This is a genomic window from Microvirga solisilvae, from assembly GCF_022808595.1.
Taxonomy (GTDB): Bacteria; Pseudomonadota; Alphaproteobacteria; order Rhizobiales; family Beijerinckiaceae; genus Microvirga; species Microvirga solisilvae.
The window spans coordinates 22,539-43,439 of record NZ_JAKUCN010000001.1 but is presented as its reverse complement, the minus strand read 5'-3'; the positions used below and the strand labels follow the sequence as shown (position 1 = coordinate 43,439).

Here is a 20,901-nt window from a genome sequence, read left to right as displayed (position 1 = left end):
CACGGTGTCACGCGTAAAAATACATAGGATTACCCTCTATCCCCCGGCAGCTCGAGCACGGCCCTCAAGCCTCCCAGAGGGGCGGCTTCGAGCTTGAGCGAGCCACGATAGAGAGTTGCAAGATCGCTGACGATAGACAGCCCCAAACCTGAGCCAGGCTTGGTTTCGTCGAGGCGGCGGCCGCGCTTGAGCATCTCGGCCCGCGCGGTTTCCGGCAGGCCGGGACCGTCATCGTCGATGAGCAGCCGGAAGCGGGGACGCTCGTCATCGTCGCGGATAATCTCGATGGAAATCTCGATCTTGTGACCGGCCCATTTGGCGGCATTGTCGATCAGGTTGCCCGCCATTTCCTCGAGGTCCTGCCTCTCGCCCCGGAAGCGGAGATCCGGGGGAATCGCGAGTTCGACCTCCAGGTCCTTGTCGCGATAGATCTTGGCGAAGGTGCGGGCGAGGCCCGCGATCACCGGCTCCACATCGGTCAGCGTGCCCAAAGTACCGGCGAGCGCCGCCGCGCGGGCGCGGTCGAGATAGTAATTCACCTGATCGCGCATGAGGGTTGCCTGCTCGCGTACGCGGGCTGCAACCTCATCGGGCGCATTCTCCGCCTCGTTCATGACGATGCTGAGCGGCGTCTTGAGGGCATGGGCGAGATTGCCCACCTGTGTGCGGGCACGCTCCAGAATTTCGCGGTTGGTGTCGAGCAGCAGGTTCAACTCGCTCGCCAGCGGAGAAATGTCGCGCGGGTACTCGCCCACGATCCTTTCCGCCTCGCCGCGCCGGATGGCGCCCAGCGCACTGCGCAGATTGGCGAGCGGACGCAGGCCGAAACGGATCTGCAGGAGCGTCGAGAAGCCGAGGGCAAGACCGAGCAATGCGAAAGTGATGGTCAGCGCGAAAAGAAAGTCGCGAACGCCCACATCGATCTCGTCGGCAGGCCCCGCCACGCGGATGATGTAGCGCCCATCCTCGCCGAGGTCGATGTCTCGCTCGATGATGCGCAGGTTCCGCTCGTCGGGTGCTTTGCCGTAGCCGCGGCGGATCTGTCCGAACCGGTCGTCGCTCGACATGGCAAGGCCGGGGACCTGACCGCCAAAAAGGGATTTGGAGGAGCGGGTTTCATTGGGCCTGGCATTGGGCCGCGCCACCTGCCAGTACCAGCCGGACAATGGCAACTCGAAACGCGGGTCGCCGATGGGGCCGAGATCGCGATCAGGATCGCCCGGAGCGACGAGGTTGGACGCCAATGTGTTGGCATAGACGAGGAGCCGCTGGTCGAAGGCCCGTTCCGTGTTGTCGCGATAGAGAGTCAGCAGGATCAATCCCGCGACGAGCAGGATCGCGAAGCTCCAGAAGACGGAGGAGACCGCGAGCCGTACCGCGATGGGCCGGCTCGCGAAGCGCTTCAGGATGAGGTGTAGCCCGCTCACGATTTCGTCTGGGCCTGGCCCGCGTCTAGGAGATAACCCAGGCCGCGAACGGTCTGGATGATGTCCACGCCGAGCTTCTTGCGCAGGCGGCCGATGAAGACCTCGATCGTGTTCGAGTCACGGTCGAAATCCTGATCGTAGAGATGCTCCGTCAGTTCACCGCGCGAGACGATGCGGCCCATATGGTGCATGAGATAAGACAGAAGCCGGTACTCGTGCGAGGTCAGCTTCACCGGGTTTCCGTCGACAGCGACGCGGCCCGAGCGGGTGTCGAGCTTCACGGGCCCGCAGACGATCTCGCTCGTCGCATGGCCGGTCGCCCGGCGCAGGAGCGCGCGAACGCGGGCCAGAAGCTCCTCCATGTGGAAGGGCTTGGTCACATAATCGTCAGCACCGGCGTCGAAGCCCTGGACCTTGTCGCTCCAGCGGTCACGGGCGGTCAGGATGATGACGGGCATCTTCCGACCCTCCCGTCGCCAGGCCGTGAGAACGGATACCCCATCAACCTTCGGCAGGCCGAGATCGAGGATGATCGCGTCGTAAGGTTCGGTATCGCCGAGGAACTGCCCCTCCTCGCCGTCGAAAGCCGTATCCACGGCATAGCCCGCCTGTTCAAGGGCGGTCACGATCTGCTTATTGAGGATCTTGTCGTCCTCGACAACGAGAAGGCGCACGCTTCGAGCTTTCTTTTCAATGGACCGATTTCACGCGTCCGGTAGGACCGTCGATGGTCACTTGCACGATGCGACCATCCTTTTGCAAGGCCATGATCACATAAACCAGGGCATCGCCGCCCCGGCACAGGTTTGCCCGCACAACATCCGCATTGGGAACCTGGCGCCGGGCGGTCATGACGGCCAAGGCCGGGGCCACGACGCCCTTGGAGGCCACGGCCTCCTGCATTTCCTTGGGCGGCAGGCAATTCTGGAGGGCCGCCGTCGCGCTTTGCGCGTGCGCAACCCCCATCATTCCCCCAAGCATTATGACCAGCCAAACCAGACGCATGCCCGCTTTTTGCCTCAAAAGCACTGAACGAAGCCTGAATGTCTCCAATCTAGCGCCCAAGCTGCTTTGTGGCCAGGATCCGGAAGAGGGTCGAGGCGATGAAGCTACCTGCAGCAATGAGCTGCACCAGGGCTTCCAGGAAGGCGCCCGCATCCAGGCCCGAGGTATCGAAGCCGAACATTCCAAGAATGAGCACTGCGAGGCCGATAAGGTTGGCCCAGACGGTCCTGCTGGCGAAAATGGTCTTGGTATCGATCATGTTGGATACTTCTCCTGTGAGATAAGAGGATGTGGCGAGCCGGATTGCCTCCCGCTCGACATCGAGAACCCGCCTGCGCCAGCCGCGACCAAAGACGGGCCAGATGGCGAGGCGGGAGAGAAAGCCGAGGCGCTCACGAGTGAGGGCGCGAATGGTTGCGATGCACTCGGCATAGCGGATCGCATCGAGAGTGACGGGGCCGATCACTCCATCGATCTCCACGCCGAGCACTTTCTGCAGCAGCATGACCGCGCGCTCCGGCCCCGAATTAACGGCAAGATCGAAGAGTGCGATATCGAGGCCTGCCGGAAGCTCATCGGCTCTAATTTCATCCCAGTAGAACTGGCGATAGATTGCCGCCGCCTCTTCCTGGGTGAGGCATCGAACATCGTCATCCGACACCGACTTGCCCCTTGCGCGGGACAGCGTTTGCCGGGTGATGCCGAAATTGGTTGCGCCGCCAGGATCACGAGAATCCTGCACGAACCCGCCTTCGTGCCGCAGCACAATCGCGAGAGACTTCTCGAACAAGAGAGACATCGGCGTGCCCCGGTTCAGAGTTCAGCCTGCAAGGCCATGTTTGCTGAGCCGCCCAGATGCAGCATGCCGATGGTGCCAGCCGTGCCGGAAAACGACGTGGCAGCCTGCAATCTCAGCACCAGGCTGTTCACAGAGGCCGGCACGGCAGTGGTTACAGAAAGCGCGCCAGCAAGGGTTATCCAAGCACCGCTGCTGGAATTGTAGAAACCAATCTGATTGCCGACTGGAGAAGCTGATGCCCAAGCAGCGCTGCTCGTGATCAGGCCAGGCTCGGCCCGCATCGACACAGGGAGAGTGATGGGAATATCGATGATGTTGGCCGCCATCCTGTGGCCGAGCGCTCCGAGCATCATCGGGCCCGACCCGCTGGCAGGAAGCGGCTGATAATAGCGGCGGCAGCGCAGCATCTCGACATCGATGGCCTCTCCCTCCCAAGGCGTCGCAAAGGAGCCGAACTCCAGCTTCACCTGCTTGAAGGAACACGCCGATGACGGATTGAGCCGCAATGTGACATGGCCTGTTTCCGTCGCATCGAGAGTGACGGTCACGGAGCGACGGCCCACACCCGCAGGGATCGTTGCAGCTTTCGTGCCGATCATCACAGGCAGGATCGCGGATGGATCCTGCACCGAGAGGGTCAAGGTAGTGGCGGCGAGATTGGCGCCGCCCGTGAGCGCGGAGGCGTGTGCCACATCGATCACCTGATCGAGGGCGCCTGTCAGGATGATGGTTCCATCCGCTGCGCGCGTGAGCGTGCAGCCTCCGGTGCCGCCCTTCCATCGGTCGAAACCATAAACACCTTGCGCCAGCGCACCTCCGGAAAAACCTCGCTGATTCACGCGAAAGGACGCGTTGATCAGAAGGTTGGGTCTCGGAATGTTCGCCAAGCCTTGCGGAAACGTGCCGACTCCCGTTGCTCCATCGACGAGCAGAGCCTCTTTCCAATGTGACCCGTCGTTCGAGACGCGGATGCTGAAATCGTCGTTGCCGATCAGCCCCGTTTCCGCTCGCCCGCTGAAACCATTCTGATAAAGTTGGGAGAGAACGTTGCCTGTTCCAGTCTTGTTGAGAACGAAGCGAAGATCGCCGCTCCCACCCTCTTCCATTCCCAATGCCGCGAACAAGGCTGCATTGAGCTTCGCGGAGAAGCGGTTGAGATCGTCGGGCAACGTTCCGAGCCCGAGACGATCCAGGTTGTCGATAATGCTGCAATAATGGCCGATATCGCGCCATTGCGCTCCGTCGAAAACAATGAGCGCCCCTTCAGCCTCCACGAAGACCCGCCAACCCGGTCGGGGCGCGAAGAAACGCCACGCACCGAGATCGAAGAGTGCAATCGTCGCGTCCTTTCCCGTGAACGCTCCCGTCGCAGCATTGCCGACGAGATAGCGATCACCCTCGGCGGGCGTTGCGGGGGGCGAATTCCGTCCCCGCTCCTTCACGGCGAGTTGCACAAGAGCATCAAGCGAGGCAAGCGCTTCATTGTGGGTGACATGCTTTTGCGCCTGCGCTGCGGCCAGCAGCGGCAGGGCCAGATGAGGCGTCATGGTCATGAAATGTTCAATCGTGAGATGAATGGATGAAACAGTGGCAATCAGTGAACCGGCAGCGTGACGTGGGCTTCGAAACCTCGCCCGGCGACAGCGCTGATCTGCGCGATGCGAAGATCAATGGTCTTCTGACGAGTCCCGAAATCGGCAACCTCCTGCTCTGCGGGATAGAGAACGAAGGGCTGATCGCTCGTCAGGGTTCGGACGACACTTCCCGCCTTGAGGATATCGATCTCGTAGCGTTCGATGTCTTCGGACAGCGGCACATCGACGGCCTCCCAGCCATCGCCGTTTCGCCTCGTGCGGCGAACCCAGCCGATGCGCACTCCATCGGCGTCGCGCCGAAGAGCCACGTGAACCGGGCTCAAGGGCTTGAGGGCTTCGCGTCCGACGAGCGCCGATAGTTCCGTCATGGAAGCATCGGCGTGGTCGCGCCCGGCAGGACCTATCCTGTAGCGCCATGTCTGGCCGAGATCGTTCTGATCTGTCACGAGAGGAGCAACCGCCTCGTCGAGGCGAACGATCAGGGCTCCCTCGGGCACGATGCGGCTCGTCTCCGGCTCCGTGCCCGACAATCCGCGCAGGAAACGCGACAGACGATAGGTACGCTCGCCGATCATTTCCGCACGTGCCGCCGAGACGATTTCCCATCGCCCATTCACTCCTTGAATCGCGAAAATATTGCCGCCCGCCAGCACCGTCTCGTCATCGAGCGAACTGATGGCGCCCGTGGAAATCTCGACATCGAGGGTGGCATGCGGGTCCCATCGCCAGAGATACCCTGCGGGAAATGCCGTCTTCGTTCTTCCGATCACAGCCGGAAGAGCGATAATACTGTGCGGACTGAAGCTTGCGCCGTTACCCGAGCGCCAGATCGTTACGGCACCCGGCCATGGATCGGCCGCCACCGCGACATATTGCAGGGGCGTCGGATCACCGAGAGCCGTCGGCAGATCGAGAATGACGACCTGCGGTTTTCCCGGAATGGGAGGAGGCTTGCGAATGGGTTTATCGATCGAGGCTCCCGGCTTTTCGAACACGGCTGGCTCGACCGCCCGCGTCGATATCTTTCGCGTTTCTCCATCCGCGATCCGCACGATCCGATGCAGCTTCGGCCCGGCATCCGTAGGGAGCGAGATCATGTCGCCGGGTTCGAGATCGACCCGGCGCGGCGAGACCGCGAATTCAGCCCCTTCCCTGCCGGCCCAAAGATCCTGCAGCCAGGCATCGGCCAAGCGTTGCGCCTCGGTGCGTCGGGTGATGATCGCGCAATCGTTGCGCGCCTCGCGACGGCTCGATCCCGACAGACGGCGCGAAGCCACAGCCGCGCGGCGAAAGTCCTGCTCGCTTTCCGTATACCCGATCTCGACCTGCTGAGGCAGCTCGGTTTCCTGTGCGCGATTGAGCTTGAGCGCGGGCTCTCCTTCATTGAGCACGAGATCGTCGCGCGTGAGCGCGATCACCGAGCGCCCGCCCCGGCCTTTCCATGCAATCTTGCCGCCGCTCGCAATGGCATCGACACCGAACAGACGCATGAGCGGCTCGAGCGCTCCACGCGCGGACATGGGCTTGTCGATGACATAGCCATCCACGAAACCGTCGACGGGAAGAACGCCAGGATCGGGGAATCCGAAATCCTTGAGGATCGACACGATCAGCCTGTCGAGCGGTGCTCCTTCGATCCGTCCCGTGATCCAGTGACCGGTTTCCCAATTCGGCCCGTCGCTCCACACATTCTCGTAATCCGGGAACGCGGGGAAGGGACGCGCGTCCCATGCCCATACGAAGATATTGGCCGGGTCGACCATACGTCCCTTGTAGAGGGTAGCCTCCGGATTGTAGGCCGGTGAGAAGCCTCTCTGGGCCGGATCGAAGCGGGAGATGATCGCTTCAAGGGCACGCGCCTGAACAAGATCATCCCGCACGCCACGCGAGAATGGCGGATAAGCGGATTCCGAGGATTTCGGATCGGGAAAGACATTGGGCCCGTTCGGCCCCTTGTCGACAGCAGGGATGCCGATCTCGGTCAGCCAGATGGGCTTCGACTTGGGTTCCCAGATGCTCGCTCCGGTTTCCACGCCATTGAAGCGCTCGATATGCCGGTTCGACCACCAGGAAACGAGATCCTTGGCTCGAAAAACCCAAGGCTTGCCGAAAGCACCGTCGGTAATGGGCTTTCGCCGCTGCGCGGCTCGATCAGAGCTGCTGGCATAGTACCAGTCATAAGCCTCGCCGCTCCCGAGTCTGCTGCGCAGATAATCCACGTCATAAATGCTGCGTGCATCCGCCAGATCCGCATGATCGGGGGTATCGCGCCAGTCGGAAATCGGCGGATAATAGTCGATCCCGATGGCGTCGATCTCGGGCGATGTAAAGAGAGGATCGAGAGGAAAGCGAACATCCTTCCCATCGTTGAATACATGCGCTCCGTATTCCGTCCAGTCGGCGGCATAGACGATTTTAGTACCCGACCCCACGATCGCGCGAACCTGGCTCGAGAGCGTCCTCAGCCATCCGATTGCAGGATAGATGGCAGATTGGGAACGGACGCGTGTCAGGCCGACGAGTTCGCTGCCAATGATGAAACCATCGACTCCCCCGGCATCCTGGGCGAGCCTTGCGTAGTGAAGAATGAACGGGTTGTAGCCGTTGGTGCGCACGAACCATTGGCCGATTTGCGAGACGGTGGCGTTGGTACCGTCCGGAGATCCCGCTTGCCCCGGTGCCGGATGGCACGTGATGCGGCCTCTCCACGGGTAAGCCGGCTGCCCTGTACCTCCGTAAGGATTCGGCAGCCCGTTTCCAGCCGGAATATCCATCATGACGAAAGGATAGAGGACGACTTCGAGTCCCCGATCCTTCAAGTTTTTGATCAGTCGAATGACCGACTCGTCAGAAGGCGTCCCGCCATAGGCCGGCGAGCCATTGACCTGTGATACGGGCTTTGCCTGATCGCGGGTGAGCCCCGCAACCGACCAGCTGTCTCCATCGGTCGTCTTGTTTCTCACGTCGACACGCGGCTCGATCAGGCAGTTTCCTGCTCTCAGATCATTTCCGAACCAGCTGACGACGAGCGACACGCGCTTGAGATTGGGACAGAGCGCTTCCAAAGCATCGAGCGATGCGAGAGCATCGCTTCTACGCCGCAGCTGATGCCGATTTTCAGGCACTGTCTTGCCGAGGCCGAGCACCTGGATAACGGGAAGCGTATCGTATCCGAACTCGCTCGCGCCAGGGATCAGGCATACGGCGCGGATCATCTTGTTGAGGCCGTCGACCGGTCTCAACACCTCGAAGGAGAATTGCGGCACTCGGTTGCCGAACTCCTCCAGAGGCAGCCGCTCGAAAACCACATAGGCAAGGCCGCGATAGGCCGGCGCGAAATCAGCACCTTCCTTTGCCACGATGAGCGGATCCGCGGACTGCGCCTCGCCTCCCCGATGCACGCGCATGGTCATCTTGGACAGATCGATCTCGCGTCCATCCGCCCATACGCGTCTCACATAGGCAATGGAGCCTTCGCAAAGACCGATGGCGAGATTGGCGAAATATGAATAGGTCGTGGTTGCCGTCTTCGGGCCGCCCATTCCTTTCCCGCCCTGGCTGCCCGAGCGCTCGGTCTTCGTGTTGGCAACCTCTTCGAGACGCGTCGCCCAGATGAGCTGGCCGCCAATGCGCGCGCGCCCGTAGATTCTTGGAATGGCCGCACCCTCTGTCGAGGTGAGACCGTCCATTTCCTTGAGGCGCGGGCCTTCCACGTATTTCGTGTCACCGCCGCCCAGAAGCGCATTGTCGATGACAGCACCGGCAAGTCCGCCCAGCGCGCGCCCCGCCATGGCGCCCAACGGCCCTGCGACCATGCCGCCCACGACGGAGCCGACTGTTTGAAGAACGAGAGTGGCCATGATCAAGGTTCCGGAAAGCGAAAAGCGTAGGCGAGATGCCGGCGCCACCAGGGCGCGAAGGCGACCTCCGCTACCGAGGCGCCGTCATGGGCGTGGATCATCGTGTCGTTCGACGTCGCGATGGCACAGTGTTTGGCGGGAAGCCCGTCGCGCCAGCGAAAGAGCAGCACATCGCCCGGCTTGAAGGCAGCAACGCCAATCTCGACGAGATGCCGGCGCGCGGCGGCAACGAGCGTATCGGCTCCGGCTTCCGCCCAATCGGGCGAATAGGGCGGCGGCAGTTCCGGCTCGGATCCCAGGATATGGCGCCAGACTCCGCGCAGCAGGCCGAGACAATCGCAGCCGATGCCCTTGAGAGATGCCTGATGCCGGTAAGGGGTGCCGATCCAGGATCGCGCTTCGGCAACGACACGTTCGGACAAGGCATCGTTCATTTGAAGAAGCTCCCGCCGTCGAGGCCCGGCTCGCCCTGCTGCGGCATGCGGATGATGAAGTCGTTACCCGGCATGTGTGGGAAGCCGCGAAAGTTCGCGACGTTCCTGAAGCGCTTGCGGCACATGCCATGGGTCTTGTCGCAGCCTGCAGTGACACGGAAGGCATCGCCCACCCTGATCTCCTGCGGCGCGCGCTGCCAGAGATCGAACTCATCGGTTCCGCTGATGGCGCGGTGCACCTTGATCTCGACCGAGACGCCGACATTGCTGCCGCTCGTCCAGGTGATCTTGCCGCCCGTACACCATCCATCCGAAAAGCCGATGCCGGACGCGACGATTCCGAGGAACCCATCCGTGCGTGTGACGGTGCCGGTATCGGAATAGGCCGACGAGGTGAGATCGATGCCGCACTTGGCATCGCCTAAATCAGCCGAACAGGTAGCACGGAACAGCCGCCCTCTCTCCTCGTCGTAACGATGCATGATGCCCCGCACCTCCGCGACGAAACTGCCGTCGGAGCGGCGGATTTCACCAATGGTCCCAATATCGAGAAGAAGGCGCTCGGCCACATTGGCCCAATTCACGAGCCAGGTTTCCACACTCGCATCGTCGTAGAAGCCGGAAGAGATGTCGTCCTCCGTCAGGCCCGCGGACATGAGCGCGCCCGCGACCTCGCCGCCACCGACCACGAAGCCGAGTTCGGCTGTGGCCTCAGCAGCCTCAAGGCCCGAGCGCGCGGCGAAGATCGTGCCGCCGAAGGTGATATCGCGATCATGATCGGTGAAACCGAAGCTCCTGCCGTCGCGGCGAATGAGCTTCCAGCAATGACAAAGCGTCGTCGCCCCGTCCGCCATGTGGGCGGCGAGGTTCGTCGGAATGTTGCGCATGGATATGAAGCCTTAAACGACGATCTCGATCAGCGGGATCTGCGGAATGCCGCCCGCCTCGAAGGTGGAGAGATCGATATCGAGTTCGTCCGTGTCGAACCGCACGGGCACATCGAAGCTGTAACCCGCCGTGATCACGGCGCCGGTCGGCGGCGGGGATGTGAAGGTGACAATGCCGGTCGTGGGATCGCAATTGAAGTCCGCCCCGACCGCCTGCTCGGCGCCGTCGACGGCCACTTTCACGGAGCCGCCCACAGGCTTGGCGATGGTGCGCAGATAGGGCGCGAAAGAGCCGCCATAGGCTTTGACGAGCTGAAACGTTTTCGCCGTCCCGTTACCCGTGCCGATGCGCTGATCGAGCGGCGTCGGCTCCTTGGACGGTGGGCCGGAACGCCAATCGGTCCTGTCGCGGAAGCGGAAACCGTAGAGCTTGCCGCGCCGCTCCTCGAAGAAGGCGATCACCGCATGCAGCGCATCGACGGTCCTGACACCCAGACCCGCATCGTAGCGGCGGCGGGAGGAGGCCCAGCGGCTGTTGCGGTGCTCGCGGCCGGAGGCCAGCGTGACGATATCGGTCCGCCGCACGGGCCCTCCCCGACTGCCCAAGCTGACGTCGAGGGGAAAGCGGACCTCATGGAAATCGGAGGCCATGATCCATCCTTCTCAAATATGAAACGAAAAAAGAGCGGGTGGCGTTGTCGTCCGAGCAGGACATTCGAGCCAAGGAGATTGCAGGCGATGAGCAACGCCCCAAACGACCTCCACGAGGATTTCCCCGACAAGGCCGACCGGATTCATCAATTGAAGACGGGCAATAACCGCTTCGCGCGGCTCTATGACGAGTACAACGAGCTGAACCGCACCATTCACCGCATCGAGACGCGGGTGGAGCCGCAATCGGACGAAGCCGAGGAAGAGCTCAAGCGTCGCCGCCTGCAGATCAAGGACGAGATCATGGCGATGCTCGACGACGAGAACGCCTGAACCATCCTTTTGAAAACTACATCCCACGCTGTCCGCGTGCCACGGCCCGCGCCAGTGCTGCGGATACTTGAGCCTCAGACCGTCGGAAGCTCTCCGCATCGGGCGTTGAAATATTCACCGTGATCGAGGCGGAACGTCCGCCTGAGCCGGAGCGCACGCCGAGCTTGCCGTCAGGCCCTCGGGCCAACGGCATCACGGCCTCCGCCCCTCGCTCACCCATGACGCCGAGACCGCGCCCGAGTGGAAAGTAGGTGGGCGCGCCGACAACACCGCCCTGCGCGAACGGCATCACCATACCGCGCGAAAACACGCCGCCCTTGGCGAAGGGGGCAGCAGCGGCAGCGCCTCCCCCGCCGCCGAAGAGGGAGCTGAAAAGCGAGCCTATTCCTTTGAAAAGCCCGCCGAACAAATCGCCACCACCCATAGGGAGCGAGCCTTGAAGCGGCTCCACGGTCAAACCCTTCAGGCTTTGACTCAAGGCAGTCTGAAGAGGCCCCAGCGCGAGACGCAACCCTGTTTCCACAAGAGACTCGCGCACCTTCTTCAAAACGACATCGAATTTCTTGCCCTCGGCAATATTCTTCGCGAAAGCATTGGATAGTGAGTCACCGAATTTATCGGAGAGGCCGATGAGTGTGTTGAGCTGGCGGGTCTTATCATCAGTTGAGTTTTTACTCAGATCGTCCGTTGGCTTTCGCTCCATACTCTTATCTCCAAAATACAAAATTGCGCTTTCTGCTCTTCTAGCCATGAGCTTAGCCGCATGCGTGAGCGCGCCGCCGACTTACAGCATTTTTAAGACTCCCGGGATGAGCAGCACTCAATGGAGCCGCATTAGCGCTGAGTGCTCTTATGAAGCCGAAAAGGCTACTGCAGCAGCTGGTCCAAGAACCCCAACCGTCTATACAAAGAGACGACTGTTCAATATGTGCGCTGAGCTAAAAGGCGCGACATTTGTCGGCAGGATCACAATGCCCGAAGAGCAATGGGATCAAATTGAGGCTCTGTGCAAAGAAGAGGCAGAGAAATCAGTCGCAGGTCGACCCGATTCTCGGGCAAAGGATGTGTTACGCGAAGACCTACAAATTGAGTGCGCCAAGAGAAAAGGCGTTGTATTCCAACCTCTCTAGGCCCTAGCCGCCCTTTGACGAGGCATCATAGTTTATTCTCAATCATCCTTGATAATAGATTGAATCACAGTCCGGAAACGTCTCCATCAGTCGCCTCAAGTCACGGCTGACAGCAGGCTCTGACCGCCTCCCACCGCTCACCCCTTCCCAGGCCATGAACAATTCGCGCGGCGTTGCGCGCCAGAACTGGTCGGGACTCCACCGCAAAACGCTCAAGCCCAGCATCATCGCATCTTCCCACGGGAAGACTTGCGGCTCGCTCAAATGTTCTGCGGCTGTAGAGGGTTTGCGGAAGACGGTTCCGCGCCGAAGGTGACAGTGAGAAGATCGGCGATGGCCGATGCCACGGGCTCGATGCCTTCCGTCAGCGGAAGGCCCGCCACCTCCGCATCGCCCACATCCTGACCGGCGCCGCGCAGGGCGACTACCAGCAGCTTCAGAAGATCCCGGCTCGACAGACGGCCCGTTCCGAACCGTTCGGCAAGCGCCATGAGATCATCCACACCGAAGGCTTCCTCCAATTCGGCGAGAGCGCCGAGCGTGAGGCACAGAGTGTAGCGCTTCTCGCCCAAGTGCAGCGCGACTTCGCCGCGTCTTCTGTTCGCCATGGTGGTTATCCTCATAGTGCCACAAATGTCAGCGCACCCGCAGATTCAAAGGCCATCTCGAAGGTGACCTCGCCTGCATGATCGCCGCGATACTCAAGGCTCGTGAGCTGGAAAGGCCCTTCGATGCGCCCGAAATCGGGAACGATGATCTGATAGGTGAGAATGTCGCCGTCGAAGAACACCTGGCGCATGCGCGCATCCGAGGCCTCATCCTTGAACACGCCGGAGCCGGTGATGCCGGCGCGGCGCACGCCGACACCAGCGAGCAATTCTCGCCAACGCCCTGCGGATTCCGCATGGGTGACATCGACCGTTTCGGCATTGAACGAAATCTGACGGGTACGAAGACCGGCAACGGTGACGAAGCCCGTGCCGCCATCGCTGACCTTGATGAGAAGGTCTTTGCCCTTTTGAGCAGGCATGAAGAAATCCTTTTATTGAAAGAACGAGGTTCACACGCGTTCGGTGACGGCGCGAAGATGAAGCGTGACGCGGGACAATTGCGTGTCCTTGTCCCGCGCGGAGGCGATCTCCGTCACGCGCACGTTCACGAGGCGATGCCCGTCGAGGACGAGCGGTGCATCGTCGAGAAGCGCGGCGAAACGTTCGGCAACAGCCAGGCCCGTGCGCGTGCTGCCGCGTTCCGACCACACGACGAGAGTGAGATCCTGCTCGTGCCCACGATCCGTATCGGTCGACCAATCCTGCGCCGTCACGTCGCCGAACAGGGCATAAACGGGCTCCGCATTTCGCGGCGGCTCGTCGTATAGGCGCAGGCTTCCGCTCATGAGCGACACCAGCTCCGCATCAACCGACGCCGCATCGAGAATGGCGCGGCGAAGTGCGAGGATCGGGCTCGTCATGCCTTGATCTCCTCGACGAGGCAGACGAGATCGCGCCGCGAGCCATCCGGATCGGAGGCTGCGCGAATGGCGAAACGGCGCAGGCCCGAGGTCAGGCGCATGGCGCCCGTCACCCCGTCGCGATAGCGCAGGGTGATTTTGTGCGTGAGACTCTGCTCGGGCCTGTCGGCGCGCACGCGCTCGGAACCGGAGAGCATCTCCATCGCGCCCCAGAGCTGCGGACCCGATTTGTAGGAACGGATCACGCCCCCGAACCCGTCGGGACTTTCGAGAGGCACTTCGAGAACGAACGGGCGCGCCCGCGCGCCGATAGGCAATGATTTTGGTTTCATCGGAACAACTCGAAAATTAAATACGCGCCCGCTGGAACGGAGCCACGAGCGCCATGGCTTCCGGCGGCAGGATCTGCTCGCCCGCCACGTCGCCCCGGTTCTCGAACCAATGGGCGACGAGAATTCTGATCGCGAGTTTCAGGGTGGCCGGCACCGCATCGGGCGATGCGCCGAAGCCGGCACGCAGCTCAATCTCGATGCCATTCCTCGCCTTGCCGGGCGAAGGCGCATCGGAAACGGTGATGCAGGGCGGATCGCTCACAGGATCAGCCTCAATGGCCGAAACCTCGATTGCGGTGGCAGCACCCGATGCATCGAGCACCCTGATGCCATCCACGGCGAGCAGAGGCGCCACCGGCAGCATCACTTTTCCACTCTCGGGCCAGCGATCCAGGTAAACCCGCCAGCGCTGCTCGATCAGGATGCGCCGCGCGGCGGATTCCACCATGAGCCTCGCGGCCTTCATGAGCCCGGCGATCAGATCGTCTTCCGCATCGTCGTCGACGCGCAGATAAGCCTTCATCTCGGGCAGCGTTATGGGCTCGACGGCGGGGCCATCAACGAATATCGGGATCATCGCAACAGGAATCCTTCCATGATGAATCGTCTGATCACGCTCTCCCTCGCCCTGTCGCTCGCAGCGACCGGGGCACAGGCCATCGTCGGCGGGGCCGAGGACCAAGGTCCCCTCGCCCGCCAGAGCGTGATGATTTTGAGTTCGAACGGTGGTGTCTGCAGCGCCGTGGTGGTGGCGCGCGACGTGGTACTCACCGCCGCCCATTGCGTGACGGGCGCGGACGAGCACCGGGTGCATTTTCGTGACGAGGCCGGCGAGCCGGTGCTGATCGCACCCTCCGCGAAGGCCGTGCATCCGGGCTACAAGGCGAAGGCCATCGAGACCCGGCAGCGCTCCATCGATCTGGCGCTCGTGCGCATTCCGCAAAACCTGCCGGAGCGGTTCGAGCGTGCGAGCCTCACGGCCGCCAAGCCTGCCAAGGGCGAAACGATCATGGTCGGCGGCTATGGCCTTGCCCGGGAGGGGGACGCCAAGACGACGGGCACCTTCCGTGCGGCTTCCCTGACGGTCACGGAGCCTTACGGTCCGAGCAATATCCTGCTCTGGAGCCAGGGTTCGGGAGCCATGGGGGCCTGTCAGGGCGATTCCGGCGGGCCGATGGCCTTGGGAACCGCCATTGCCGCCATCACGTCCTGGTCATCCCCCACTCGCGGCCGGAGCTGCGGAGGCGCCACACAGGGCATTCTCCTGGGGCCCCAGAAGGAATGGATCGACCGAACCCTGAAAACCTGGAATCGCGCGGCAGCATGGACCGGCGTTTGAGGGGAGAATTTTTAAGAAAGGTGGAACTAACTTACGTTAACAAGCCTTCCCTTACGTAATATTCTCCCTCTTTCTCCCAAAGCTCCAGATGCGCGCATTGCTCTTCCTCGTACTCGCCGCCACGGCTCTTTTCACGGGCTCGGCGCAGGCCGTTCTGCTCGGCGCGACATCTCGCGATCCGAACGGGTTGCGGCGCTCCGTGGTCTCCATCGAGAACTCCTTGGGCGAACTCTGCTCGGGCGCCCTCATCGCAGCCGATCTGGTGCTCACGGCCGCCCATTGCGTGACCGATCCGGCTGCTTACCGTGTCGTTGCGGTCAACCGGGCATTCAAGCCGCAGCGCATCAGGATTGTTGCACTCGCCGTGCATCCCACCTTCGTGACGGGCACGACGCCGCGCACGCAGCCCGGTGTCGATCTCGCGATCCTGCGCCTCGAACGCCCGCTCGGACCCGAGTTCCTGCCCCTCGATCCCAGCCTCGCGGGCACGATCGATATCGGCGACGAAGTCACCATCGCCGGCTTCGGCGTGCTCTCCGAAAAGAGAAGGCAGACGGCGCGCACCTTGCGGCAGACCAACCTCGTTTCGCTCGGTCCTCTCGAAGTCGCCAACCGCGTGCTGATCGTGGTCGACCGCGAGCGCCTGGCCGAGACGAGCGGCGCGGGCGCATGCCGGGGCGATTCCGGCGGGCCGATCCTGGCCTCTTCAGGCGACAGCTATCTCCTTTATGGCATCACCAGTTGGTCGAGCGGCGCGTTCCGCACCCGCGAGCGCAGCGCCTGCGGTGGCCTGACCGCCGTCACGCCCATCGTCGAGCATCTCAACTGGATCCGTGGAGCCGCACGCAATCTCACCGCCCTCGAAGGGGCGTGGGCGAGACGTTGATCCCGCCCACGACTTTGACTTAAGCGGCGAATTTCAAGAGCTTGATCGCCGCATAATCCTGCACGCCGCCACCCACACGCTTGGTGGTGTAGAACAGCACGTAGGGCTTGGCGGAGTAAGGATCGCGCAGCACGCGCATGCCGGCGCGGTCGACGATCAGGTAGCCGCGCTTGAAATCGCCGAAGGCGATAGCGCAGGAACCGGCCGCGATGTCCGGCATGTCCTCAGCCTCCACCACGGGGAAGCCCATGAGCGTCGCGGACTGGCCGAGGCTCGCAGGCGGCGCCCAGAGATACTGGCCGGTCGAGTCCTTGAACTTGCGGATCGCGCTCTGCGTCTTGCGGTTCATGACGAAGGAGGCGTTCTGGCGATAGCCTGCTTTCAGGGCATAAACCAGTTCCACCAGCACATCCGACGGGTTGCTCGACGGGAAGGCAGCGCCGCCCGTATGCACTGCACCGAGCTTGCCCCAGCTCCAGGTATCGTCCTTCACGATGTCGGAAGCGAGAAAGCCCTTCGGCTTGTTGACGCCGTCACCATTCACGAAAGCGGCGCTCTCCTGCTCGGCGAAGGCGGCCTCGACCTCTTCGGCGATCCAGCGATCGATATCGACCACCGCATCATCGAGCAGCGTCTGGGTCGCCGCCGGCATGGCATAGAGTTCCATGGCCGGGAAGCTCATTTCGGAGAGCGTCGGGGCGGCGGTCTGCGGACGCGCCGCCGTCTCGCCGACCCAGCCGGTGGCCGGACCCGTGGTGGAGAAGGCGCGCTTGTACTGGCCGCCCGAGATCACGCGCACCGAGGAGATCGCGCGGATCGGCGAGATCGCGGATAGGCGGCGCAGCACTTCCGTCTCGACATTGTCGGGCACGAGATAGCCGCCATCCGGGCCTGAACCGGCGGAGAGCGCCTTTTCCTCCAGGCGCTTGAGGCCCGTGGCCTCACCGGAGCGCATGTAGGAATGGAACGCCGTCTTGTGCTCGGCCTGGGCGGGATCACGCGGGGCATCCGCGCCACGACCCAGCGGCGGGCGGGAACGGTCGAGGGCGAACCGGTCGAGACGGCGCTTGGCATCGTCGAGGGCGGCATCGATGCGGGTGAGCTTTTCCTCCGTCACCACATCGCTCGACAGGCGCGTCTCGATCTCGGACAGGCGCGTGTCGTTGGTGTCCTTGAACGCCTCGAAGGCGCGGGCGAAATCCTCGAACGCCGAGGCGACGTCATCGGAAACGGACTTGGTTTCAACAACAGGAATCATATCAATCCAAAGGTTTGAAAAAGGGATAGGCTTCAACGAAAAGGCCCGCCAGAAGGCGGGCCGGTTATTCCCAGTCGAGGGAATGCTTACATCTTGCGGGCTGCGCGGCGGGTTGTTTTCGCGACGGTCGGGCCGGCTACAGCACCGACGGCGCCACCCACGACCGCACCGGGCGGTCCTGCCACAGCACCGACGCCAGCGCCGACGGCGGCGCCGCCGACGCGCTCCTCAGTGGTGGTGCAGGCTGCGGCCGCGAGGCCGAGAAGGGCGACAAAAGCGAGTTTCTTCATGAAGAGCCTCCCGAGAAAGCGGACGGCATCACGGGTCAGGCCCGCAGCGTCCGCAGCTCTGCGGGCTTGCATGTAACGCGCGTTATGTCGTCTCGGTTCAGGAAAATAATCGAGCAGCGGTGGCGCGAATGGATGATGCGAGCTTCGGCTGAGCGTGCTTGACGGTCTCCACGCGCGCCCCTGGCAGCATCGGGAAGGTCACGACGGAGATCTCCCACAGATCGAGCTTTTCGAGACGGCGCAGGCCCGTGGGCCGTTCCGCCCTCGCCCGCTCCACCCGAAAGCCGATGGACAGACCGTCGACGGCTCCCTCGCGCATGAGCGCATGGATATCCCGCGCCCGCTCGACGGCGAGATTGAGCTTGCCACGCACGCGGAGTCCGCGCCGATCCTCCTCGATGGAGATCCAGCGTCCGATGGGCGTTGCGGGATCGTGCTGCCAGAGGAGCCGCACCGCGCCAGCCTCGCGTTTCCGGAGGCTGTCGGTGAAGGCGCCCGGCATGACCACATCCTTGCCGAGATCGGCGACGCCGAACAGGCTGGCATAGCCCTCGAACACGCCATCCGCGTCGATGGCGTTGAGAGGCTCGGCGAGGAACTTCATTTCCTGCGTTGAGGGAATGGCGGCGTGCTTCATACCTGCGCTCCACGCGCGGATTTGGGCGGCTTGGAATCGAGCTTTTCGAGCTGGCGCACGAAGTCGCGGAACACGAGCGACGCGCGGCTCTGCCCGTTCCGCGCTGCTTTCGGCTTCCGGGCGGGACGGGTCGAAGGTCGGGTCATGAAGGGTCTCCCGTATGACGGCGGTTGAAGAGGGACAGCTCGCGCACGAACTCGTCGAAGCGGCGGTTGGCCGCGAAGAGGTCGCGAAGGGTCATGACGAGCAAGGCGGAGGTTCCGCTCGCCCAGATGAACAGGGCGAGATGGGCAAGATCGCCGCGACTGATCACAGCCTCGGCGACCTTATCGAAAATGTTCATTATTTGTTCTCTCGCAAAAGGTGCCCCCTTTGGTGTGAGGTTTGCGTCTGTTGGCGGATTGCGGAGAGTAGAAGCGCGGGGGAAGCGTCATCCCGGACGGCGCAGCCGAGCCGGGATCGTTCTCAGGATAAGGCGCCATTCTCGTCACGCGATCCCGGGTTCTGCTGCGCAGCCCCGGGATGACGCTAAACCGACCGCGCCTGTTTTCTCTTGGGAGCAGCCGAACCGCGCCCATACCCCACCGCCTCGCGCTTCTCATCCTCGGTGAGAAACGACGCCGCCGAGACGCGCCGCCAGAGGCTTTCGCGCTCGTCGGCCAGCGCCTCGATGGCATCGAGGTCGGGCTCGAGCTGCAGCGCCTCGCCGAAACCGGGCGAGAGCCATTGCGCGAAGGCCTCCATGGTGCGCTTCACCAGCGGGATCACCGTCTGGCGATAGAAGGCGCGGTTGGCCTCCGCATAATTGGCGTGAGTGTTGTCGCCCGGCAGCCCGAGCAACAGGGGTGGAACGCCGAAGGCGAGCGCGATCTCCCGCGCGGCAGCCGCTTTCGCTTCCACGAAGTCCATGTCCTTCGGCGACAGGGAGAGCGGCTTCCAGTCGAGCCCGCCTTCGAGAAGCAGCGGACGGCCCGCATTGGATGCGCCCTGGTAATTCGTTTCGAGCTCGCCCTTCAAGCGCTCGAACTGCGCATCGGTAAGCGCATTGCCGCCGACTACCAGCGCGCCGGAGGGACGCGCCGCATTGTCGAGGAGCGCCTTGTTCCAGGCACCGGCCGCGTTGTGGATGTCGAGCGCGGTGGCCGCCGCTTCCATGGGCGACAAACCGTAATGATCATCCGCCGGATGGAACAGGGTGAGATGCAGGATCGGCGAAACCGCCTCCCCTGCAACGGCAAAACGCACATTCTCCGTTCCCACATTGTATTCGTAAGCCGCGGGCCAGCCATCGGCACCTGGCACGACGCGCATGCGGTCAGGCCGCAGCGCATAAAGTTCGGATGGGGTACCATCTACGCCGACCGCCTCCACATAGGCGTTGCCCGACACCATCAGGTGCCCATAGACACTCTCCAGAAAGCGCTGCCCGCCTTCCCGCATATTGGGACGCGTGAGAAGCGACAAGAGCGGATGCGCCGAGAGTTCCCGCGCATCCTGCTTCAGGATGAGCGGCAGCGATGCCGCCGCCTCCGCCACGAGCCGCACCGCGCGGTGGACGATGGCGTTTTTCTGAAAACCTTCGCGGGAAAGCGCCGCATAATCGCGCGGCGTCCACACGGCACGTCCGTCGAAATAGAACGCGATCGCCGAATGGGCGCGCGAAGCCTTGGCTTCAGGCGCGGCCTGAAACCAGCGAGTCAATTTGGTCAGCATCAAAAGCTCCTGCCCGGCGGGCAACAATCAAAGACTGTGACGATGATCACAGAAGGATGGGAAAGCACTTCGCTTGTTCAGAGTGGCGCTCATTTCCGCATGTTCTGCCGAGCAAGCGTGCAGCTTGAGTGCAAGTGTCATTCGACAGTCACATCTCGCAGAGTAATCTGAAGACGTTGCGGGGCAGCAAGCGCATCGTGCGGAAAAGTGGATCCGGTTTTCCGCACTCAACGATGCGCTCTCTCAAAGGAGAGCATCGGATTGGATCACAAAAGTGCATTCCACTTTTGGGTCCGATGCTCCAGCGACATTCACGCGCCAGCCGGGTGAGTTCACTCTTCGGCTGGCGCGACCATCGATTTCTCAGCTCTGTCGTTCCTTGCTAAACGGAATGGCACGAGGCAGATGGCGAGGCGGGCGGGCACGGATGGACTGCCCTCCGCCCGCCTTTGCGAAACGAAGGCTCCATCTTTCACTGCAACATGACACGCCGTTCTGTAACGATGGATCAGGCCGGAGCTTGATCCTTGCCCTCAAGCCATGATCACGCCGCGCGTGGCCATGTTCTTGGCCGCCAGCACCTCAAGGAACTTCGCCGTCGGGCCATTCTCGATCATGGAAGCCATGTCGCTCCACAAGGCGCGGACTTGCGGCATCGCATCGCGAGCCGCCTTCTCGTCGTCGAACACGGCCAGGACGGTGAACTCGCCCTTGTCATCCATCATCCCAATCCACTCACGCAGGCCGGGCTGGGCATAGATCTTGGCTTCGTTCACCTCGCGCCAGCGGCGCATGTCTTCCAGCTTGTCGGATTTGACGCGAAATGTCGTCAGTCGTGCATACATGGTGATCTC

General features: G+C 62.5%; 26 protein-coding genes. 3 read left to right on the top strand and 23 right to left on the bottom strand.

Going from position 1 to position 20,901, the window contains the following annotated elements; genetic code table 11:
• Nucleotides 1-29: 29 nt before the first annotated feature.
• The 9 genes from MJ639_RS00240 to MJ639_RS00200 all read right to left on the bottom strand — a co-directional run bounded on the left by MJ639_RS00240 (nucleotide 30) and on the right by MJ639_RS00200 (nucleotide 10,658).
• Nucleotides 30-1,427: a sensor histidine kinase gene (locus tag MJ639_RS00240; protein WP_243367605.1), complete on the bottom strand. Its 1,398-nt coding sequence runs from the start codon at nucleotides 1,425-1,427 to the stop codon at nucleotides 30-32.
• Nucleotides 1,424-2,101 (bottom strand): response regulator transcription factor, encoded by a 678-nt coding sequence (locus tag MJ639_RS00235; protein WP_243367603.1) that lies wholly within the window; start codon nucleotides 2,099-2,101, stop codon nucleotides 1,424-1,426. The genes MJ639_RS00240 and MJ639_RS00235 overlap by 4 nt, the downstream gene beginning before the upstream one ends.
• Before the next feature lie 16 nt (nucleotides 2,102-2,117).
• A complete protein-coding gene (locus MJ639_RS00230; protein ID WP_243367601.1) occupies nucleotides 2,118-2,396 on the bottom strand; it encodes a PepSY domain-containing protein in 279 nt (92 codons plus the stop codon).
• A gap of 85 nt (nucleotides 2,397-2,481) precedes the next feature.
• Nucleotides 2,482-3,231 carry a glycoside hydrolase family 108 protein gene (locus tag MJ639_RS00225; protein WP_243367599.1) on the bottom strand — a complete coding sequence of 250 codons (750 nt, stop codon included), beginning with the start codon at nucleotides 3,229-3,231 and terminating at the stop codon, nucleotides 2,482-2,484.
• Between the two features lie 14 nt (nucleotides 3,232-3,245).
• Nucleotides 3,246-4,784: a DUF2793 domain-containing protein gene (locus tag MJ639_RS00220; protein ID WP_243367597.1), complete on the bottom strand. Its 1,539-nt coding sequence runs from the start codon at nucleotides 4,782-4,784 to the stop codon at nucleotides 3,246-3,248.
• Between the two features lie 41 nt (nucleotides 4,785-4,825).
• Nucleotides 4,826-8,686: a baseplate multidomain protein megatron gene (locus MJ639_RS00215; RefSeq protein WP_243367595.1), complete on the bottom strand. Its 3,861-nt coding sequence runs from the start codon at nucleotides 8,684-8,686 to the stop codon at nucleotides 4,826-4,828.
• A gap of 2 nt (nucleotides 8,687-8,688) precedes the next feature.
• Complete coding sequence (locus tag MJ639_RS00210; protein WP_243367593.1) at nucleotides 8,689-9,120, bottom strand: NlpC/P60 family protein; 432 nt, start codon at nucleotides 9,118-9,120, stop codon at nucleotides 8,689-8,691.
• Complete coding sequence (locus MJ639_RS00205) at nucleotides 9,117-10,007, bottom strand: DUF2163 domain-containing protein (RefSeq protein WP_243367591.1); 891 nt, start codon at nucleotides 10,005-10,007, stop codon at nucleotides 9,117-9,119. Before MJ639_RS00205 ends, MJ639_RS00210 begins: the two co-directional genes overlap by 4 nt.
• A 12-nt stretch (nucleotides 10,008-10,019) precedes the next feature.
• Complete coding sequence (locus MJ639_RS00200; RefSeq protein WP_243367589.1) at nucleotides 10,020-10,658, bottom strand: DUF2460 domain-containing protein; 639 nt, start codon at nucleotides 10,656-10,658, stop codon at nucleotides 10,020-10,022.
• Nucleotides 10,659-10,745: 87 nt separating this feature from the next.
• On the opposite strand from MJ639_RS00200, the gene MJ639_RS00195 reads away from it, so the two are divergent.
• Complete coding sequence (locus MJ639_RS00195; RefSeq protein WP_243367586.1) at nucleotides 10,746-10,991, top strand: HP1242/YdcH family protein; 246 nt, start codon at nucleotides 10,746-10,748, stop codon at nucleotides 10,989-10,991.
• A 16-nt stretch (nucleotides 10,992-11,007) separates the two neighbouring features.
• On the opposite strand, the gene MJ639_RS00190 is transcribed toward MJ639_RS00195, so the two are convergent.
• The 7 genes from MJ639_RS00190 to MJ639_RS00160 form a co-directional block, all read right to left on the bottom strand.
• Complete coding sequence (locus MJ639_RS00190) at nucleotides 11,008-11,694, bottom strand: phage tail tape measure protein (RefSeq protein WP_243367584.1); 687 nt, start codon at nucleotides 11,692-11,694, stop codon at nucleotides 11,008-11,010.
• Nucleotides 11,695-12,163: 469 nt separating this feature from the next.
• Complete coding sequence (locus MJ639_RS00185; RefSeq protein WP_279306457.1) at nucleotides 12,164-12,385, bottom strand: phage tail assembly chaperone; 222 nt, start codon at nucleotides 12,383-12,385, stop codon at nucleotides 12,164-12,166.
• Nucleotides 12,382-12,729, bottom strand: coding sequence for a gene transfer agent family protein (locus MJ639_RS00180; RefSeq protein ID WP_243367582.1), 348 nt, complete (start codon nucleotides 12,727-12,729; stop codon nucleotides 12,382-12,384). The genes MJ639_RS00185 and MJ639_RS00180 overlap by 4 nt, the downstream gene beginning before the upstream one ends.
• A gap of 11 nt (nucleotides 12,730-12,740) precedes the next feature.
• On the bottom strand, nucleotides 12,741-13,151 hold the full coding sequence (locus MJ639_RS00175) for a phage major tail protein, TP901-1 family (protein ID WP_243367580.1): 411 nt from the start codon (nucleotides 13,149-13,151) through the stop codon (nucleotides 12,741-12,743).
• Nucleotides 13,152-13,181: 30 nt separating this feature from the next.
• Entirely contained in the window at nucleotides 13,182-13,592 is a 411-nt protein-coding gene (locus MJ639_RS00170; RefSeq protein WP_243367578.1) for a DUF3168 domain-containing protein, read from the bottom strand.
• The gene (locus MJ639_RS00165; RefSeq protein ID WP_243367576.1) at nucleotides 13,589-13,924 is read right to left on the bottom strand and encodes a phage head closure protein; all 336 of its coding nucleotides are present in this window, start codon (nucleotides 13,922-13,924) and stop codon (nucleotides 13,589-13,591) included. The genes MJ639_RS00170 and MJ639_RS00165 overlap by 4 nt, the downstream gene beginning before the upstream one ends.
• 16 nt (nucleotides 13,925-13,940) lie before the next feature.
• Nucleotides 13,941-14,501, bottom strand: a complete 561-nt coding sequence (locus tag MJ639_RS00160) for a head-tail connector protein (protein ID WP_243367574.1) — start codon at nucleotides 14,499-14,501, stop codon at nucleotides 13,941-13,943.
• A gap of 18 nt (nucleotides 14,502-14,519) precedes the next feature.
• Here MJ639_RS00160 and MJ639_RS00155 point away from each other — a divergent pair, with 18 nt between their 5' ends.
• Entirely contained in the window at nucleotides 14,520-15,263 is a 744-nt protein-coding gene (locus tag MJ639_RS00155) for a S1 family peptidase (protein WP_423790731.1), read from the top strand.
• Nucleotides 15,264-15,351: 88 nt separating this feature from the next.
• The gene (locus MJ639_RS00150) at nucleotides 15,352-16,149 is read left to right on the top strand and encodes a S1 family peptidase (protein WP_243367572.1); all 798 of its coding nucleotides are present in this window, start codon (nucleotides 15,352-15,354) and stop codon (nucleotides 16,147-16,149) included.
• 19 nt (nucleotides 16,150-16,168) lie between these two features.
• Here the strand turns inward: MJ639_RS00150 and MJ639_RS00145 are convergent, their stop codons facing one another.
• The 7 genes from MJ639_RS00145 to MJ639_RS00115 all read right to left on the bottom strand — a co-directional run bounded on the left by MJ639_RS00145 (nucleotide 16,169) and on the right by MJ639_RS00115 (nucleotide 20,892).
• Nucleotides 16,169-17,407, bottom strand: coding sequence for a phage major capsid protein (locus MJ639_RS00145; protein ID WP_243367570.1), 1,239 nt, complete (start codon nucleotides 17,405-17,407; stop codon nucleotides 16,169-16,171).
• Nucleotides 17,408-17,493: 86 nt separating this feature from the next.
• Entirely contained in the window at nucleotides 17,494-17,697 is a 204-nt protein-coding gene (locus tag MJ639_RS00140) for a hypothetical protein (RefSeq protein WP_243367568.1), read from the bottom strand.
• 97 nt (nucleotides 17,698-17,794) lie between these two features.
• Complete coding sequence (locus tag MJ639_RS00135; RefSeq protein WP_423790730.1) at nucleotides 17,795-18,334, bottom strand: HK97 family phage prohead protease; 540 nt, start codon at nucleotides 18,332-18,334, stop codon at nucleotides 17,795-17,797.
• A complete protein-coding gene (locus tag MJ639_RS00130; RefSeq protein WP_243367566.1) occupies nucleotides 18,331-18,480 on the bottom strand; it encodes a hypothetical protein in 150 nt (49 codons plus the stop codon). The genes MJ639_RS00135 and MJ639_RS00130 overlap by 4 nt, the downstream gene beginning before the upstream one ends.
• Nucleotides 18,477-18,677 carry a hypothetical protein gene (locus MJ639_RS00125; protein ID WP_243367564.1) on the bottom strand — a complete coding sequence of 67 codons (201 nt, stop codon included), beginning with the start codon at nucleotides 18,675-18,677 and terminating at the stop codon, nucleotides 18,477-18,479. The genes MJ639_RS00130 and MJ639_RS00125 overlap by 4 nt, the downstream gene beginning before the upstream one ends.
• A 185-nt stretch (nucleotides 18,678-18,862) precedes the next feature.
• A complete protein-coding gene (locus MJ639_RS00120; RefSeq protein WP_243367562.1) occupies nucleotides 18,863-20,047 on the bottom strand; it encodes a phage portal protein in 1,185 nt (394 codons plus the stop codon).
• A 533-nt stretch (nucleotides 20,048-20,580) separates the two neighbouring features.
• On the bottom strand, nucleotides 20,581-20,892 hold the full coding sequence (locus MJ639_RS00115) for a hypothetical protein (protein WP_243367560.1): 312 nt from the start codon (nucleotides 20,890-20,892) through the stop codon (nucleotides 20,581-20,583).
• Nucleotides 20,893-20,901: the final 9 nt, after the last annotated feature.

Excerpts from the sequence above, each read along its gene's own strand:
- MJ639_RS00145 (WP_243367570.1), bottom strand. The coding sequence starts at position 17,407 with ATGATTCCTGTTGTTGAAACCAAGTCCGTTTCCGATGACGTCGCCTCG.
- MJ639_RS00140 (WP_243367568.1), bottom strand. The coding sequence starts at position 17,697 with ATGAAGAAACTCGCTTTTGTCGCCCTTCTCGGCCTCGCGGCCGCAGCC.
- MJ639_RS00220 (WP_243367597.1), bottom strand. The coding sequence starts at position 4,784 with ATGACCATGACGCCTCATCTGGCCCTGCCGCTGCTGGCCGCAGCGCAG.
- MJ639_RS00225 (WP_243367599.1), bottom strand. The coding sequence starts at position 3,231 with ATGTCTCTCTTGTTCGAGAAGTCTCTCGCGATTGTGCTGCGGCACGAA.
- MJ639_RS00175 (WP_243367580.1), bottom strand. The coding sequence starts at position 13,151 with ATGCCTGCTCAAAAGGGCAAAGACCTTCTCATCAAGGTCAGCGATGGC.
- MJ639_RS00120 (WP_243367562.1), bottom strand. The coding sequence starts at position 20,047 with ATGCTGACCAAATTGACTCGCTGGTTTCAGGCCGCGCCTGAAGCCAAG.
- MJ639_RS00200 (WP_243367589.1), bottom strand. The coding sequence starts at position 10,658 with ATGGCCTCCGATTTCCATGAGGTCCGCTTTCCCCTCGACGTCAGCTTG.
- MJ639_RS00180 (WP_243367582.1), bottom strand. The coding sequence starts at position 12,729 with ATGGCGAACAGAAGACGCGGCGAAGTCGCGCTGCACTTGGGCGAGAAG.
- MJ639_RS00155 (WP_423790731.1), top strand. The coding sequence starts at position 14,520 with ATGATGAATCGTCTGATCACGCTCTCCCTCGCCCTGTCGCTCGCAGCG.
- MJ639_RS00160 (WP_243367574.1), bottom strand. The coding sequence starts at position 14,501 with ATGATCCCGATATTCGTTGATGGCCCCGCCGTCGAGCCCATAACGCTG.
- MJ639_RS00135 (WP_423790730.1), bottom strand. The coding sequence starts at position 18,334 with ATGAAGCACGCCGCCATTCCCTCAACGCAGGAAATGAAGTTCCTCGCC.
- MJ639_RS00190 (WP_243367584.1), bottom strand. The coding sequence starts at position 11,694 with ATGGAGCGAAAGCCAACGGACGATCTGAGTAAAAACTCAACTGATGAT.
- MJ639_RS00125 (WP_243367564.1), bottom strand. The coding sequence starts at position 18,677 with ATGAACATTTTCGATAAGGTCGCCGAGGCTGTGATCAGTCGCGGCGAT.
- MJ639_RS00215 (WP_243367595.1), bottom strand. The coding sequence starts at position 8,686 with ATGGCCACTCTCGTTCTTCAAACAGTCGGCTCCGTCGTGGGCGGCATG.
- MJ639_RS00150 (WP_243367572.1), top strand. The coding sequence starts at position 15,352 with ATGCGCGCATTGCTCTTCCTCGTACTCGCCGCCACGGCTCTTTTCACG.
- MJ639_RS00205 (WP_243367591.1), bottom strand. The coding sequence starts at position 10,007 with ATGCGCAACATTCCGACGAACCTCGCCGCCCACATGGCGGACGGGGCG.
- MJ639_RS00115 (WP_243367560.1), bottom strand. The coding sequence starts at position 20,892 with ATGTATGCACGACTGACGACATTTCGCGTCAAATCCGACAAGCTGGAA.
- MJ639_RS00165 (WP_243367576.1), bottom strand. The coding sequence starts at position 13,924 with ATGAAACCAAAATCATTGCCTATCGGCGCGCGGGCGCGCCCGTTCGTT.
- MJ639_RS00230 (WP_243367601.1), bottom strand. The coding sequence starts at position 2,396 with ATGATGGGGGTTGCGCACGCGCAAAGCGCGACGGCGGCCCTCCAGAAT.
- MJ639_RS00130 (WP_243367566.1), bottom strand. The coding sequence starts at position 18,480 with ATGACCCGACCTTCGACCCGTCCCGCCCGGAAGCCGAAAGCAGCGCGG.
- MJ639_RS00210 (WP_243367593.1), bottom strand. The coding sequence starts at position 9,120 with ATGAACGATGCCTTGTCCGAACGTGTCGTTGCCGAAGCGCGATCCTGG.
- MJ639_RS00170 (WP_243367578.1), bottom strand. The coding sequence starts at position 13,592 with ATGACGAGCCCGATCCTCGCACTTCGCCGCGCCATTCTCGATGCGGCG.
- MJ639_RS00195 (WP_243367586.1), top strand. The coding sequence starts at position 10,746 with ATGAGCAACGCCCCAAACGACCTCCACGAGGATTTCCCCGACAAGGCC.